Here is a 14966-nt window from a genome sequence, read left to right as displayed (position 1 = left end):
CTACGTTCTAAATACCTTTACGTAAAGAAGATTAAACTTCAAATATAAGGGTAAAGTATGGCAGACTATTGAACTGTGTCTGAATTATTACAAGAATGCATATGAAAGGGCTTTCGTTCGTTAGTTTGTAACAATATGGCAACAGTTTGTTCACGAAAGAAAAACAATAATCTTATACAATAGGAGTATGGTGAACAGCAACATCGAAATCGGAAAAATTTTAAAATCACCGAGAGGAGTGTTTTACAATGATGGAAGAAGTGATGTTAGCAAGGTTACAATTTGCGTCGACGACACTATTCCACTTCATCTTCGTTCCGCTATCAATCGGACTCGCATTTATTATTGCGATCATGCAAACGATGTATGTTGTGAAAAAGAAAGACATTTATTTAAAGATGACGAAGTTCTGGATGATATTCTTCCTAATTAACTTCGCAGTCGGAGTTGTTACAGGGATTATTCAAGAATTCCAATTCGGGATGAACTGGTCCGAATATTCACGTTTCGTAGGGGACATCTTTGGAGCGCCTTTAGCAATTGAAGCGTTACTTGCGTTCTTCTTAGAGTCAACATTTATCGGAATTTGGATTTTCGGTTGGAACAAAGTATCAAAACGCGTTCATTTATTCTCCATTTGGATGGTTTCAATCGGTACAGCTCTTTCAGCATTTTGGATTTTAGCAGCGAACTCGTTTATGCAAAACCCAGTCGGTTACGTATTGCAAAATGGCCGGGCAGAGATGAATGATATTGCAGCTGTATTATTGAATGAAAAGTTATGGGTTGCATTCCCGCATACGATTTTTGCAAGTTTCGCGACAGGTGCATTCTTCATTGCAGGTGTCAGTGCATGGTATATGATGAAAGGTCGTCACCAAGAGCTCGCACGTCACTCAATGAATGTTTCATTAGTCATCGGAATGATCGCAGCACTTGCGATTGCTTTTACAGGTCACTCACAAGCGCAATATTTAATGCATGCACAGCCGATGAAAATGGCAGCGGCAGAAGGACTCTGGGAAGATAGTGGAGACCCAGCAGCGTGGACATTGTACGCAAGTATCGATACTGAAAATAAAGAAAGTACGAATCGTATCGATATTCCATACTTACTTAGCTATTTAGCGTACAATAAATTTACAGGTAAAGTAGAAGGAATGAACACATTACAGGATAAAATGGTTCAACAGCACGGGGAAGGCAATTACATTCCACCTGTTAAAACTGTTTTCTGGAGTTTCCGTATTATGGCGGGAACAGGCGGTGTGTTAATTTTAGTGGCAGCATTAGGATTATGGTATAACTTCCGTGAAACATTAGCACAGAAAACATGGTTCTTAAAACTGCTCGTCTTGTCAATCTTTATCCCTTACATTTCAAACTCATTCGGTTGGATCATGTCTGAAATTGGACGTCAACCATGGGTTGTCAATGGTTTAATGGAAACAGCAACAGCCGTATCACCGAACGTTTCGGCAGGGCAGATTTTATTCTCTCTCATCGCGTTCTCAACAATTTACACAATTTTAGGAATTGTGATGGTCGTCTTATTCGTGAAAGTGATTAAACGTGGACCAGAGAAGCCGAAAGAAGTAGACGTTTCAGCGACAGATCCATTTGAGACAGGAGGCGCGGAACATGGCATTAAGTGAGTTATGGTTCATATTAGTAGGTGTTTTGTTTATCGGGTTCTTCTTTTTAGAAGGATTTGACTTTGGTGTTGGTATGAGTACTCGATTTTTAGCGAAAGATGAAACGGAACGACGCGTATTAATTCGTACGATCGGTCCTGTATGGGATGCGAACGAAGTATGGTTAATTACAGCAGGGGGAGCGATGTTTGCTGCATTCCCTCATTGGTATGCATCGGTCTTTAGTGGGTACTATATGGCATTTGTGCTTTTATTACTCGCACTCATTGTCCGTGGTGTATCGTTTGAGTTCCGTGAAAAAGGGGACACACAAAAATGGCGTTACACATGGGACTGGGCTCTATTTACAGGCAGTATTTTACCACCGTTTCTATTCGGAGTATTCTTTACAAGTTTAGTTCAAGGATTACCGCTCGGTGAAGGGATGCATGTTAATGCGAACTTCTTCGGGGATATCGTGAACGTGACGTCTGTCATTGGCGGAATTTTATTCGTCTTGCTTTCGTACTTGCATGGGTTATTCTTTATCGGCTTGAAAACAGAAGACGATATTCGTGCACGTGCATTCGGGCAAGCGAAAAAAATCTTCATCGCAACACTCGTCGTTTTAATTGCCTATGCAGCGATGTTCTTAACATCAGACAGTGGGATTATGGCGGGTGGTAACGCACCATTCACGTACGTTATCATTGCAGCAATTGTCACATTATTGCTTGCCTTCCCATTCATGATGAAACAACGTGAAGGCTGGGCGTTCATTATGACAGGTTTAACATTTATTTTAATAACAGCGAGTTATTTTGTCGGATTATACCCGAACGTGCTCGTTAGCTCTATTGATCCGATTTACAATTTAAGTATTCATGATGCAGCTTCAGGAGATTATTCATTGAAGTTAATGACATATGTTGCGGCAACGATGGTTCCGATCGTGCTTGCTTATACAGCGTGGACGTACTATATTTTCCGTCAACGCATCACTCGTAAAAAAGTGGAACAGGCGGAACATTAATGGACAAACACTTGCTTCAATATGAAGGAAGTAAAAAAATAATGGCGATCGTTGGGCTACTCACTGTAGCCCAAGCGGTCGCAATTATTACCCAAGCAATATATTTGGCAAAAGCGATTACACAAATGTTCCACGGTGAACCATTCAGCGTTTACATGGAGTCATTTGTGCTATTTTTCGTTGCACATCTTTTTCGCCAACTGTTGCAATGGGCAAAAGAGCGGATTTCATATCGTTTCGCAATTCGCGTGAGCGAGTATGAACGTGGTCGACTGATTGAAAAAACATTTGAAATTGGTCCGGACATTATCGGAACACACGGCTCAGGAAATCTCATTACGCTCGCATTGGAAGGAATTCCAAAATATCGGAAATATGTGGAGCTATTCATTCCACGTTTTTTATCGATGGCACTTATTCCAATGATTTTAGTCGTTTTTATATTAACTCAAGATGTTTTAAGTGGCGTCACATTAATTATCGTCATGCCGATTTTAATTGTCTTTTTAATTTTAATCGGACTCGTATCTCAGAAAAAAGTGGATGAACAAATGGACTCGTATCGTTTATTATCTCGCCATTTTGTCGATTCATTGCGTGGACTTGTTACATTGAAGTTTCTTGGACGAAGTCGCTCCCATGAAAGAGCGATTGAAACCGTTAGTAATAAATATCGAATTGCGACAAATCGAGCATTAAAGTATGCTTTCATGTCTTCATTCGCACTCGATTTCTTCTCGAGTTTATCTGTCGCCTTAATTGCAGTAGAACTAGGGATGAAATTAATTAACGGAACGATTCTATTAGAGCCTGCTTTGCTCGTCCTCATTTTAGCTCCAGACTATTTTTTGCCTGTCCGTGAACTCGGAAACGATTTCCATGCGACGACGGATGGAAAAGATGCGGGAGAAGAAATTCGGAAAGTACTCGCGATGAAAGCGCCAGAAAAAAGTACCGAACCGATGCGCATTGAGGAAGAAGGTACATTTGCATTTCGAGGGGTCTCGAAATATGGAGATGAAGGACAACTGTTATTGAACGACCTCCACTTTACCGTCGGACATCAAGATAAAATAGGGATTGTCGGCCTTTCAGGTTCTGGAAAATCGACATTGATCCGATTACTTGCAGGGTTTACGACATTCGAAGAAGGTCAAGTTCAAATAAATAATCAATCTTTTTCAACATTGAATAATGCGGAGTGGCACGAACGACTCGCTTACATTCCGCAACATCCGACAATATTTAGTACTTCTGTTTTAAATAATTTACGATTTTATGAACCAGATGCACCGTTTGAACAAGTTGTACAAGCTGCAAAAACAGTTGGTTTATATGAATTGATTCAAAGTTTCCCAAATCAATTTGAAGAGAAAATCGGTCAAGGGGGACGCGCGTTAAGTGGAGGAGAAGAACAAAGAATCGCATTGGCCCGTACCCTTTTACGCCAAAGTGATATCATGTTGTTCGACGAACCGACCGCGCATTTAGATATTGAGACGGAACACGATATTAAAGAAATCATCGTTCCCTTACTCGAAAATCATCTCGTCTTTTTTGCAACGCATCGCATGCACTGGATGAAAAATATGGATCGCATTCTCGTATTAGACCATGGAGAACTCGTTCAATTTGGCACGTATGAACAATTGTCACAAACAGAAGGTAAGTTTCGCGAGATGCTCCTAGCATCTCAGAAAGGAGGAGCGGCATGAATTATACACAACAGTACATTTTACCGTACGTTCGAAAGTATAAGGCAGCGATGGGTTGGACGGTCTTTTTCGGTTTTCTCGCCTTGTTGTCAGCCGCTCTTTTAACCTTTACTTCGGGATATTTAATTTCGAGAACGAGCGAACGTCCAGAGACAATTTTACTCGTTTATATTCCAATCGTCATGGTGCGAACATTCGGGATTTCACGTTCTGTCTTTCGTTACGTCGAACGACTACTCGGCCATAACGCGGTGTTGAAAATACTTGCCGATATGCGTGTGAAACTGTATCGCGCTTTAGAATCGCAAGCGCTATTCATTCGAGAACGTTTCAAGACCGGCGATTTACTTGGAACATTAGCGGACGATATTGAGCATTTACAAGATGTGTACATTCGAACGATTTTCCCTACATTAATTGGATTGATGATGCTCGTCTTTGCAATCGGTTCTTTATTAACGGTTGATCCATTATTTGCGTTCTTTATGCTTGTTGCGATGAGTGTTGTCGCATTCGTTTATCCACTTATCTCGCTTTACTTATTTAAAAAACATCAAACGCGTGCGAAAACATTGCATGGGCAATTGTATGACACATTGACAGATGCTTTGTTTGGAATTTCTGATTGGATCATTAGCGGTCGTAAAAAGCAATTTGTTGATGGATTTTTAACAGATGCAGCAAGTAGTGTAGATGCGGAGCGAAAATTAGATGAATGGAATCAGACGCGCACGATGCAATTGCAAATATTCACAGGTGTACTCGTCATCATTGTCGGTTTTTGGGCAGGAAACGCAGCGGCCGATGGGTTAATCGCACCGACCTATATCGCGGCATTTACATTAGCGATCATGCCGATTATGGAAGCAATCATTCCAATATCTCACGCTGTTGAACGCATTCCCGTGTATGAACAGTCTTTACAACGAATTGAAAAGATTGAAGAAACGATGAATGAACCGATACCGGCTCAAATCGATATCGCAGCGATTAAACAACCTGTCATTTCGTTTGAAAACGTGACATTTCGCTATCCTGGGAGTGAAGGTCCTGCGGTAGAACAGATTGATTTAACGATTCGTCATGGTGAAAAAGTGGCGATTTTAGGGAAGAGTGGAGCAGGAAAGTCGACTTTATTACAGCTCTTACTCGGCCAGTTCATTCCGACTGAAGGGCATGTTCGTATCGATCAATACGAAGCGCATCAATTCGGAGACGATATTTTTGAAGTGGCGAGCGTCTTGAATCAAAAACCGTATTTGTTTGCGACGTCAGTGCTAAATAATATTCGTCTCGGGCGAGCGGATGCGACCGAGGAAGAGATTGAACACGTCGTCGAACATGTCGGATTGCGCGCTTATTTAGCGACATTAGAAAATGGCTTGCATACGCAAATGGAAGAGAGTGGCCAACGTTTTTCAGGAGGAGAACGTCAACGTATCGCATTATCGCGAATTTTGTTGAAAAATGACCCGATCGTCGTACTCGACGAACCGACTGTCGGACTCGACCCTGAAACGGAACGCGACCTCGTTCATACGATGTTGGAAAACTTACAGCAACAAACGGTCATTTACATTACCCACCATTTAACTGCAATCGAACAGATGGATACGATTATTTTTATGGACGAAGGAAAAATCGATATGATTGGTAGTCATGAGCAATTGTATGAAACGAACGCTCGCTACCGTCGTCTTTATGAATTAGATCGTGCTTTATAAATAAGAAGACTTACTCTCAAATGTAGAGTGAGTCTTTTTTGTTATAAAACATTTTGATTTCTCACTCATTGTATAGTAACGTACCATTGATAACAGTTTTCTATGTCCATAAAATATTCACAAAAACTTCATCAATGAGTGATAAAAAGGTGGGAAGGGGAAGTGAGTTATGAAGAAAATTTTAGTCTATATTATATTTTTTATTATCCTATTTTATGAAGATTCTGTTTCAGCTAAGGAAACACTACTTCAAACAATTATTGACGCTACTTCGCCTTATGATACGATTACACTACAAGAAGGGACATATTATGGGCCTGCTGTAATCACCCATCCTTTAACGATTGAAGGAGAAGGAGATGTTATCATTCAAGGTAATTTCGAAGGGAATGTGCTGACGATTGAGTCGGATCGAGTGCAGATTAAAAATGTTACGATTCGGCAATCTGGTCAGCAATTAGAAGATGCTGGAATATTAATTCAACAAGCAAACGAAGTATTGATTGACCGCGTTCGATTGGAAGATGTGCAACGTGGTATTTTTATTCGAGGTGGTTTTGGTCATACGTTAAGTCATAATAAAATGATGAGTTTTCCCGTTCATTATTCAAAGCGTGGGAATGGTATTCATTTATTAAATACGAAGCAAGCGATCGTGATAAATAATAATATCAATGCTGTACAAGATGGTATTTATGTCGACGAAGCATTTGATACGAAAATCGAACATAATGTAGTGAAACATTCTCGCTACGGTATTCATTTCATGTTTTCATCAAATGCAGAAGCACATCACAATACGCTCACTGAAAATGTCAATGGTGTGATGGCGATGAATTCCAATCATATTCAGTTAATAAATAATGAGCTGACACATCAATTAACGTACCGTGGTTATGGTATTTTAATTTATGATATGGAATCGATGCGTATTGAACATAATACGATTTCGAACAATCATAATGGAATCGATATTCAAAGCTCGCGTGATATTGAGGTCGTCGATAATACGATTGCAGGAAATTACGTCGGTCTCAGTTCGAAAGGAAAAAACGAATCGATTCAAATTACTGAAAATGACTGGCTTGCCAATATCGTTCAGACGAAATTGAGTGGAGAAGCGGTTCAGTTAGAACGCAATTATTGGGACGATTATAAAGGATTTGATCTGACAGGAAATGGGGTCGGACAATTACCCTATGAAACAAATTCAACGACAACCGATTGGATGGTAAAACATCCGCATTTGCAATTTTACTTTGAAAGTCCCGCATTTAATTTATGGAATACAGTGGAGCGTATGTTTAATCGCGGAAAAGTAGTGACAGATGAACAACCGCTCGTTAGAAGAAAGGGAGAGCAATGATGAAAAAATGTGTAGGCTTACTTTTTTTTAGTTTGTTATTCGTATTAGGAGCGTGTTCCGGAGAAGTATCGACAGAGCCTGTTGATATTAATCCGGATATCGATGTATGTGATATTTGTAATATGAGCATCACAGCAATACCATTCGCGACAGAAGCAATTATGCCAGACGGTACGGTTGAAAAATTCGATGATATTGGCTGTATGGTAGACTTCTTAAACGAAACAGAAGAAGAGCCGCTCCAAATGTATGTGAAAGATAATGAAAAAGACGAGTGGATTGCAGCCGAAGATGCTTTATACATTTTAAATGAAGACTATTGGACACCGATGATGTACGGGGTTGTCTCATTTGAAGAAGAAGCGCAATTGCTCGCTTACATGGAAAAGAATGGGGATGGAGAACGTCTCACATTCGATGAAGTGATCACGCATTTTACAGAAGCGCATAGTGGAGGTCATAATCATTGAGCGCAAGTTGGATGATCGCTCGTTATGAAATGAAACGGGCGTTTCGCAGTCGTTGGCTCCTCCTTTTATTTCTATTATTCGTCTCTCTCGCATTCATTTCAATTTTTATGACGAATGCGACGAGCACGGCACAATATGATGGATTTACAAGACAGATGGCTTCTTTATTAAACGTTTCTTTATTTATTTTGCCACTCATGACAATTTTAATTGGGAGTATGCTCGTAGCGGGAGAGAAGGAAGACGGACAGTTACTTCTTTATCGCACGTATCCGATTTCGCCGACAGCGCTCGTCATTGGCAAATGGCTCGGACTATTTTTGCCACTTGCGGTCATGTTGACGCTCGGGTACGGGATCGCTTTGGTCGTCTTGTCATTTTTAATGCCCGTGCGGCTAGGGTTAGCCGTCGCCTTTTATTTAATCGCACTATTGTTAATCACTTTATTTTTATCGTTCAGTTTATGGGTCGGTTATCGGATGAAAAGTCGATTGCATGCAATCGGTGTCAGTTTATTCAGCTGGGCATTTTTCGTTTTATTTTATGAATTTCTCATTATCGCTCTTACTTTTTTACTGCCGTCGACTCAAATTGTGATGGTATTAACAGTTTCTGTCTTTTTTAATCCTGTTGAAATTGTAAGAGTTGGTTCTATTTTAGCGTTAGAAAGTGGTACGTTTTTTGGTCCATCGATGTATGATTTTACAATTTGGGCAACATCTCTATTTGGCATCATAGCATTTGTCATCGCAAGTCTAGCATGGATTCTTGTGCCATTACTCGATTCGATTCGTCTCGTGAAGAAAGGAAATCATTTATGATTACGATTGAACAAGTTTCCAAAACGTATGGAAAAAAAGAAGCGTTATCTCCATTATCGTTAACGATTTCAGCAGGAGAGTGTGTCGCATTATGTGGAGGTAATGGTGCGGGGAAAAGTACGTTATTAAAAGCATTGACGACGATTCATACGCCGACAACAGGAACGATTCATTTAAATGGTTATGCAGTAGAAGAAGCAGCATACAAACGACAGTTTACGTACATGCCAGATGATTTAATCTTTCCGGCAGAACTGACGGCAGAAGAAAATATAACGATGATGGCAAATATGCAAGGAGCTCCGGTATCGCGTGTAGAGGAAGTGCTCGATATCGTCGGTTTACAAGAAGTGAAAGCTCAAAAAGTGAAAACATTTTCGAAAGGGATGCATCAGCGTCTCGCTTTTGCTCAAAGTTTATTAAGTGACGCTCCTATTTTAATTTTAGATGAGCCGACGAACGGATTAGATCCGTATTGGGTAGCCGAAATGCAAAAAGTGATTATGGAAGAGCATGCGAAAGGCCGAACGATTTTATTTACGACGCATTTACTTCCAATCGTTGAAAAAATGGCCGACCGCCTCGTCTTTTTACGAGAAGGACAGCTATTTATCGATAAGTCGGTCGCTCCTTTACTTGAACGGTATTCTTCATTAGATGATTATTTATTTGAACAGTATAAAAAAGAGAGAAGTTGACAAAGTTTGTCATCTTCTCTCTTTTTGTATCGATTAATGGTTTTTATGTTCGTCTTCATCTTCCATGTCATGGTCACCGTGGTCCATATCGTGGTCTCCGTGATCGCCATGGTCATGTCCGCCACCCATTTCTTTTTTCTTAGCAGCACGAGCGAAAGCAACTTCTTTAATTTCATCGACGGATGATTTTTTAGCGTCTGTTGCTGATTCTAAAAATTTATTGAAACCTTCTTCGTTATTGAAAAATGCGTTACCGTATTTCATCGGTGTTGCGATATCCGCATGTGCGATATGTGCATCTTCTAAAGCAACCCATTCTTTCGTATCGAAATCACGCACGAGACGTTCTGTTAACTTTACATCTTCGTTATCGTTTTCAAAATTCACAAGACAACCTGCATCGTCAAAGAATAATACTTCTCCGTCTGCTGTTGTCGCTTGAGCTGAGAATTCACCCATCTCTTCATTTTCCATATATACTTTCATATTACAATAAGCACATTCTGTATGTTCATCTGGTTCAGCGTGAACATGATTAGCATGTTCTTTTGCTTGTTCTCCATTTTCAACTTCAGTTTGTGCATCTTCTTTCGGCTTTTCTTCCCCTTCATTTGAACACGCTGCTAAAGCAAACATGGCAACGAGTAAAAATAACCATTTTTTCATTGTATATTGCCTCCCTTTTGTTTTCGAAACTATCGCTAAGTATAGAGAGAGGTTGTGAACATTATGTGATATTTTTCAAGAAAGTGAAAAAAGATTAAAAAGTGAGTGAGTATAGTTTTTTCGTCGTTTGTGTCAACTTTTTCTTTAATACACCCTCGGGTATATGAAGTGATTCGCTCATTTTCTTCACAGTTGAGTGTAAAAAAGTACCATCATTATCTCGTTGTGCGAACGGTCCTTCTAAAGGATATGGAGCATCTGATTCAATCATCATTTGCTCAAGGGGTACTTTCTTTACTAAATGTTGTGTGCGTTCTTTATACATAATGTCAGGTGTGATGGAAATGTAATATCCATTTTGCAAAAGTCGTTCTGTTGCGTTATTTGGACCTTTATACCAATGGAAATGGGCTTTTACGATGGAATGTTTTTCGAGTAGATCGAGAGCGTGTGGCACATCATCGTGTACGATATGTAAGTTAAGTGGTAAATCGTAGCGTTTTGCAAGGATGATCCATTGTTCAAACCATTCCATGTAAGGTTCGATCGGGAGAAGAGGGTTTTCGAGACGTGTGTAATAAGGTAAGCCGACTTCTCCAATCGCTTGAAAATGGGTGATGTTTTGCTCGCTCCATTGTAAAAAGTCGGCACATTCATTCAGTGTCGGAAGCAGTTGTTCAGGGTGCCAACCGACTGCTGGAATAATTTGAGTGTGTTGTTTTGAAAGATTTAACGTTCGACGTGCACTTTCCCAATCTGTTGAAACAGCGATGAAATGGGAAGTGAGCTGCTGTTGCAGTAATTGTTTCACCATATTAGTAGATAATTGATCAAAATGGATATGACTATCAATCAATCACTTCACCTCCGGGATGTAAGAAAGGTATTCCGATATAGTATCCAATCGTTAAATAAATAATCGTTGAAACCGAAGCTCCAATTAAAACGTAAAGGAGATAGGTTTTCGTTTTCATCCCACCCATTCCTGAAATGTAACAAATGATGTGACGCATACCAGGGATGAAGAAACCGAAAAGGACGGTGATGGGACCGTGTTTTTTAATCCAACCTTCCGTCGTTCGAATCGATTGATCTTTAATGCCAATCCAACGCCCGCCTTTTCTTAAAAGTGGTTTCCCAATCCATTTCCCGATATAAAAGGTGAGCAACGTTCCGATGAAAACACCGAGAATTGTAATCGGTAAGGCGATGGAGTAGTGGAGTGTACCATTTGATGTGAAGAAGCCGACAGAGGTGACGACGACTTCATCAGGCATCGGCAGCCCAAAAATGCCGAGGGCTAAAAAAGTGAAAACTGCGAAATAACCGAAGTGTAATATGAATAGTTCTAAATTTTCCAAGATGCATTCCTCATTTAGTTAAAGCCATTGTCCTACTTTTTCACCGACATGTACTGCACTTCCGACATCAACGGTCGATTCGAATGATGGTTGATGTGAAAGGAATAAGACGACGGTTGAACCGAAGGAGAAGTGGCCAAAATCTTTTCCTTTTTCTACATGTTCATTTGCACAATAAAGCTGTACACTATTGACATTCAAAGCGCCAACCTTCACAATTGCTATATTCCCATAGTTTGTATCCAACTCAGTAATAAGACGATAGTTGGTATGGAAAGGTTCTTCTCCGTAAGTAAGACCTAATTGGTTGACAGGATAAGAAGTAGAGCCTAATGCATAACGATTTCTAATCGTACCATCAATAGGATGATGAAAATGGTGATAGTGTTGAGGCGATAAATAAAAAATATAATAGTATCCATTTTCATAAGAAGATGCGATTTTTTTTGAACCGAATACCTCATCGATCGAATATGTTTTTCCTTTAATCGTAAATTGCGTACCTTCATGTAAAGGACCCGCAGCAGTTAAATCGGCATCGACAGGGGAAACAATTGCATTGGAATGTTGATCGATTGGCCGTAAATTCATATCGATTGAACGTGTAAAGAATTCATTTAATGTCTCATATGATGCAACCGGTCGTACCATTTCGGCGTCTGTAATACTGTATATTTTTTGGAAAGGACGAATGAGCGGTTTGCTGAGGGGTGAGGATGTGAATCCTTGCAAAAAATGAGATATCTTTTCGTTACCTGTTAGTCGAACAAATGATTGAAATAATTTTTGTTTCATAAATATCATCTCCATTAAGAAAGGGGGGAATCGTATGTTTTCGATCCGTCACCATTATTATTGTAAATTAAAAGAACAACTTGCAAATATTTTAACATTAATTAATTTGAGTTTCGGTATTTTATCTCTTATTTTCTTATTTAAGGGACATCCATCAATTGCAGTCATTTTTATTATTATTGCAGCGATGTGTGACCGTTTTGACGGGGCAGCTGCAAGACGCTTTCATACAGAGTCCGATTTTGGGAAAGAGCTTGACTCTTTAAGTGATCTTATTTCTTTTGGTGTAGCACCTGCCTTTTTAATTTACCAATCAGTATTAGGCGATACATTATGGCTTGGCATTGGAATGGTTATCTTCTATATTTTAGCAGGAGCAATCCGTCTTGCACGTTACAATGTGCAAACATTTGATGGTGCTTTTTATGGCTTACCGATTACAGTCGCAGGTGTGTTCGTTGCGACAAGCTATTTCATTATACCTTATATGCCCGTACAATTTTATATTATTTTATTGCTTGTGATGGGGCTTGCGATGATTAGTTCATTCCGCATTGCAAAAATGTAAGCTTTGCACAAAGGAGCGTACATTGCGTATACTGAAAGGAGACGTTTGGGCGTCTTCTTTTTTGTTGTGGAAGGAGTTTTTAAAGATGAGTGAAAGAGCCCAACAAGTGTTGCAAGAAGTATTTGGTTTCGCCACTTTTCGAGAAGGACAACGTAAAGTGATTGAAGCGATTTTAGAAGGAGCGTCACATATTTGTGTCATGCCTACAGGAGGCGGGAAATCTCTCTGTTATCAAGTACCTGCTCTCGTATTAGAGGGAACGACGCTCGTTATCTCCCCTTTAATTTCATTGATGAAAGATCAAGTGGACGCGCTCCATCAATTAGATGTGAAAGCAGCATACATAAATAGCACACTGGCTGATGAAGAATATCGAGATATTTTATATTTAGCGGAGCGTGGAGAGTACGATTTATTGTATATTGCGCCAGAACGATTGCAGTCAACATCTTTTTTACGCGTGTTAGAACGCATGACGATATCCTTCATAGCGATTGATGAAGCGCATTGTATATCGGAATGGGGTCACGATTTCCGTCCGAGTTATCGCAATATCCATACGATTTTCAATCATTTTGAAACGCGACCACCTGTGCTTGCGTTAACGGCTACTGCGACACCTGAAGTGCGAGCGGATATTAGTCGTGCGCTCGACGTGCCTGAAGATCAATTGACATTGACAGGGTTTGCGCGAGACAATTTAACATTCGGTGTCGTCAAAGGAGTAGCGCGCGATACGTATGTGAAAAGTTACGTTCAAAAAAACGTAACGGAAGCAGGCATTATTTATACGGCGACTCGAAAAGCAGCGGACGCTTTAACCGCGATGTTAGAACGTGCGCACATCGATGTAGCGAAATATCACGGGGGTATGACGGATGAAGCGCGTGAGCGAGCACAAGAGCAATTTTTAAATGATGAAGTATCAGTGATGGTCGCAACGAATGCATTCGGTATGGGAATTGATAAATCGAATATTCGCTACGTCATTCATTATCAAATGCCAGCAAGTATGGAAAGTTACTATCAAGAAGCGGGTCGTGCAGGGCGCGACGGTCTTCCGAGCGAATGTTTATTATTATTTTCTTCTCAAGATGTCATGACGCAACGATTCATTATCGAACAAGGTACTGATACTGAACGAATGCCGATGGAGCTTGAGAAATTACAACAAATGATTGACTACTGTCATACGGAGCAATGTTTCCAGTCGTATATTTTAACGTACTTCGGAGAGAAAGAAGCCGACTTGTGTGGACGTTGTTACAATTGTACGGATACGCGTGAACGGATTGATGTCACGGTAGAAGCTCAAAAAGTATTGAGTTGTATTGTACGGATGGGGCAACGTTTCGGAAAGACGCTCGTCGCGCAAGTATTAACCGGTTCACGCAATCGAAAAGTGCTCGAATTTCAATTTGAAAAACTGTCGACATACGGTTTATTAAAAGGTCATTCGATTAAAGAAGTGACGGCTTTCATTGAATTTTTAATTGCGGAAGGTTGTATCGGCGTTGAAAACGGTCAATTTCCCATTTTATACGTGACGGAAATAGGACGGACTGTGCTGACAGGCGAACAACAAATTTTGAAAAAAGAGACGAAACGTGTCGAACAAATTGTCGAAACAGATGAATTGTTTGAACAGTTACGCGTATTGCGCCGTGCTATTGCAGATCGTGAAGAGGTACCTCCATTTGTTGTTTTTTCAGACAAAACATTAAAAGAAATGGTCCATTTACGCCCGAAAACGGAGGATGAATTACTTCAAGTAAGTGGGGTCGGGCAAGTGAAACTTGAAAAATACGGTGCAGAATTTTTACAATGCATTTGTCACTATATCGAAGAAGAGAAAAAGGAGAGAGTTCGTTGACGAGTTGGTGGAAGAGGATGAAGAAAAAGTGGGATGATTCTGTCGATCGACGTATTCGTGAACGAGATGAAGCGGAACTGCGCATCATTGAAAAGTACGCTTCTTATGAAACGAGCGCTTTGTTGCGCATGCATGACGCTTCGACCGATAAAAAAGAACGCGAAGAAATTGTATTTGCCGTTCAAGTACGGAGAGAACTTGGCGGTATGTAAATAAAAAACACCCGAAAATGGAGTCGTACA

15 protein-coding genes are annotated in these 14966 nt (G+C 40.2%); 11 read left to right on the top strand and 4 right to left on the bottom strand.

Annotation, left to right across the window (positions count from 1 at the left end):
• Positions 1–251 precede the first annotated feature (251 nt).
• From IRY55_RS09910 to IRY55_RS09875, 8 genes are all read left to right on the top strand, one after another.
• Positions 252–1655 (top strand): cytochrome ubiquinol oxidase subunit I, encoded by a 1404-nt coding sequence (locus IRY55_RS09910; protein WP_194563285.1) that lies wholly within the window; start codon positions 252–254, stop codon positions 1653–1655.
• Entirely contained in the window at positions 1642–2667 is a 1026-nt protein-coding gene (gene cydB, locus IRY55_RS09905) for a cytochrome d ubiquinol oxidase subunit II (RefSeq protein ID WP_194563163.1), read from the top strand. Before IRY55_RS09910 ends, cydB begins: the two co-directional genes overlap by 14 nt.
• A complete protein-coding gene (cydD, locus tag IRY55_RS09900) occupies positions 2667–4382 on the top strand; it encodes a thiol reductant ABC exporter subunit CydD (protein WP_194563162.1) in 1716 nt (571 codons plus the stop codon). The genes cydB and cydD overlap by 1 nt, the downstream gene beginning before the upstream one ends.
• Positions 4379–6106, top strand: coding sequence for a thiol reductant ABC exporter subunit CydC (gene cydC / locus IRY55_RS09895; protein WP_194563161.1), 1728 nt, complete (start codon positions 4379–4381; stop codon positions 6104–6106). Before cydD ends, cydC begins: the two co-directional genes overlap by 4 nt.
• 169 nt (positions 6107–6275) lie before the next feature.
• The gene (locus IRY55_RS09890) at positions 6276–7472 is read left to right on the top strand and encodes a right-handed parallel beta-helix repeat-containing protein (protein ID WP_194563160.1); all 1197 of its coding nucleotides are present in this window, start codon (positions 6276–6278) and stop codon (positions 7470–7472) included.
• Positions 7472–7942 carry a nitrous oxide reductase accessory protein NosL gene (locus IRY55_RS09885; protein WP_194563159.1) on the top strand — a complete coding sequence of 157 codons (471 nt, stop codon included), beginning with the start codon at positions 7472–7474 and terminating at the stop codon, positions 7940–7942. Before IRY55_RS09890 ends, IRY55_RS09885 begins: the two co-directional genes overlap by 1 nt.
• Complete coding sequence (locus IRY55_RS09880) at positions 7939–8763, top strand: ABC transporter permease (RefSeq protein WP_194563158.1); 825 nt, start codon at positions 7939–7941, stop codon at positions 8761–8763. The genes IRY55_RS09885 and IRY55_RS09880 overlap by 4 nt, the downstream gene beginning before the upstream one ends.
• Positions 8760–9461, top strand: a complete 702-nt coding sequence (locus IRY55_RS09875) for an ABC transporter ATP-binding protein (protein ID WP_194563157.1) — start codon at positions 8760–8762, stop codon at positions 9459–9461. The genes IRY55_RS09880 and IRY55_RS09875 overlap by 4 nt, the downstream gene beginning before the upstream one ends.
• 33 nt (positions 9462–9494) lie before the next feature.
• On the opposite strand, the gene IRY55_RS09870 is transcribed toward IRY55_RS09875, so the two are convergent.
• The 4 genes from IRY55_RS09870 to IRY55_RS09855 all read right to left on the bottom strand — a co-directional run bounded on the left by IRY55_RS09870 (position 9495) and on the right by IRY55_RS09855 (position 12283).
• Positions 9495–10127, bottom strand: coding sequence for a membrane lipoprotein lipid attachment site-containing protein (locus tag IRY55_RS09870; RefSeq protein ID WP_194563156.1), 633 nt, complete (start codon positions 10125–10127; stop codon positions 9495–9497).
• A gap of 94 nt (positions 10128–10221) precedes the next feature.
• Entirely contained in the window at positions 10222–10983 is a 762-nt protein-coding gene (locus IRY55_RS09865; RefSeq protein ID WP_194563155.1) for a TatD family hydrolase, read from the bottom strand.
• Positions 10976–11488, bottom strand: coding sequence for a DedA family protein (locus IRY55_RS09860; protein WP_194563154.1), 513 nt, complete (start codon positions 11486–11488; stop codon positions 10976–10978). The genes IRY55_RS09865 and IRY55_RS09860 overlap by 8 nt, the downstream gene beginning before the upstream one ends.
• An 18-nt stretch (positions 11489–11506) precedes the next feature.
• Positions 11507–12283, bottom strand: coding sequence for a phosphatidylserine decarboxylase (locus IRY55_RS09855; RefSeq protein WP_194563153.1), 777 nt, complete (start codon positions 12281–12283; stop codon positions 11507–11509).
• Positions 12284–12317: 34 nt separating this feature from the next.
• Here IRY55_RS09855 and pssA point away from each other — a divergent pair, with 34 nt between their 5' ends.
• The 3 genes from pssA (at position 12318) to IRY55_RS09840 (ending at position 14936) form a co-directional block, all read left to right on the top strand.
• Positions 12318–12851 carry a CDP-diacylglycerol--serine O-phosphatidyltransferase gene (gene pssA, locus IRY55_RS09850; RefSeq protein ID WP_194563152.1) on the top strand — a complete coding sequence of 178 codons (534 nt, stop codon included), beginning with the start codon at positions 12318–12320 and terminating at the stop codon, positions 12849–12851.
• Between the two features lie 85 nt (positions 12852–12936).
• Positions 12937–14724, top strand: coding sequence for a DNA helicase RecQ (recQ, locus tag IRY55_RS09845; RefSeq protein WP_194563151.1), 1788 nt, complete (start codon positions 12937–12939; stop codon positions 14722–14724).
• Positions 14721–14936, top strand: a complete 216-nt coding sequence (locus tag IRY55_RS09840) for a hypothetical protein (protein ID WP_194563150.1) — start codon at positions 14721–14723, stop codon at positions 14934–14936. The genes recQ and IRY55_RS09840 overlap by 4 nt, the downstream gene beginning before the upstream one ends.
• Positions 14937–14966 lie beyond the last annotated feature (30 nt).

This window comes from Savagea serpentis, from assembly GCF_015351395.1.
GTDB lineage: Bacteria > Bacillota > Bacilli > Bacillales_A > Planococcaceae > Savagea > Savagea serpentis.
Note: the sequence above shows the minus strand (reverse complement) of the source record. Positions and strands in the feature narration are given on the sequence as shown.

What these genes read in the sequence shown, in the direction of transcription:
- IRY55_RS09910 (WP_194563285.1), top strand. Translation starts at nt 252, where the DNA reads ATGGAAGAAGTGATGTTAGCAAGGTTACAATTTGCGTCGACGACACTA.
- cydB (WP_194563163.1), top strand. Translation starts at nt 1,642, where the DNA reads ATGGCATTAAGTGAGTTATGGTTCATATTAGTAGGTGTTTTGTTTATC.
- cydD (WP_194563162.1), top strand. Translation starts at nt 2,667, where the DNA reads ATGGACAAACACTTGCTTCAATATGAAGGAAGTAAAAAAATAATGGCG.
- cydC (WP_194563161.1), top strand. Translation starts at nt 4,379, where the DNA reads ATGAATTATACACAACAGTACATTTTACCGTACGTTCGAAAGTATAAG.
- IRY55_RS09890 (WP_194563160.1), top strand. Translation starts at nt 6,276, where the DNA reads ATGAAGAAAATTTTAGTCTATATTATATTTTTTATTATCCTATTTTAT.
- IRY55_RS09885 (WP_194563159.1), top strand. Translation starts at nt 7,472, where the DNA reads ATGAAAAAATGTGTAGGCTTACTTTTTTTTAGTTTGTTATTCGTATTA.
- IRY55_RS09875 (WP_194563157.1), top strand. Translation starts at nt 8,760, where the DNA reads ATGATTACGATTGAACAAGTTTCCAAAACGTATGGAAAAAAAGAAGCG.
- IRY55_RS09870 (WP_194563156.1), bottom strand. Translation starts at nt 10,127, where the DNA reads ATGAAAAAATGGTTATTTTTACTCGTTGCCATGTTTGCTTTAGCAGCG.
- IRY55_RS09855 (WP_194563153.1), bottom strand. Translation starts at nt 12,283, where the DNA reads ATGAAACAAAAATTATTTCAATCATTTGTTCGACTAACAGGTAACGAA.
- pssA (WP_194563152.1), top strand. Translation starts at nt 12,318, where the DNA reads ATGTTTTCGATCCGTCACCATTATTATTGTAAATTAAAAGAACAACTT.
- recQ (WP_194563151.1), top strand. Translation starts at nt 12,937, where the DNA reads ATGAGTGAAAGAGCCCAACAAGTGTTGCAAGAAGTATTTGGTTTCGCC.